This window comes from Candidatus Merdisoma sp. JLR.KK006 (assembly GCF_036941035.1).
Taxonomy (GTDB): domain Bacteria; phylum Bacillota; class Clostridia; order Lachnospirales; family Lachnospiraceae; genus Laedolimicola.
This window is the reverse complement of the sequence record NZ_JAYMNS010000091.1, coordinates 1-614: the sequence shown is the minus strand read 5'-3', so window position 1 is coordinate 614 and position 614 is coordinate 1. Positions and strand designations below refer to the sequence as shown.

Annotated in this window: 1 rRNA gene; it reads left to right on the top strand. The window is 38.6% G+C overall.

From position 1 onward, the window contains the following. Window positions 1–107 precede the first annotated feature (107 nt). A 5S ribosomal RNA gene (rrf, locus tag VSQ61_RS22720) occupies window positions 108–225 on the top strand. Window positions 226–614 lie beyond the last annotated feature (389 nt).

Here is a 614-nt window from a genome sequence, read left to right as displayed (position 1 = left end):
GTGAGAACGAATGTGTTAAGCGCTGTTTAGTTATGAGGGTTTGATTGGAGCAGAGAATACTGGGAAAGAGGAAGTAGGAACTGCGAAACAATTGAATCTAGAAGGTTTCTGGTGGCGATACGTTTAGGGGACACACCCGTACCCATCCCGAACACGAAGGTTAAGCCTTAAGCGGCCGATGGTACTATGTTGGAGACGATATGGGAGAGTAGGTGGCTGCCAGATTACTTAAAAAACAACTCGAAAGAGTGTTTATATAGATACAGACATATCTGAATGGATGAAAAAGAATGAAATCTGTGTTAAAAGATATGTTAACCCTACCAGCAGGGAAGTGCTGTTCTATATAACTGGTTTTAACCAGTGATTAGAGATTTTAAGTCATTAAGATTTCTAATGACTGATTAAAATTTCAGTCAACATTGCACCTTGAAAACTATATACTGAGAAATATCAAACCAGATTCAATCGAGAGAAAGAATCTGAACAAGACATCCGAGGTGATTATCCTTAAGATAGAGATATCAAAAGAATAGTCATTAGGAGGAAGAAAACCTCATAAAAAAATTGACCTATGACCAATCGTGCAACGCTATGCACGGGCAGATAGAGAT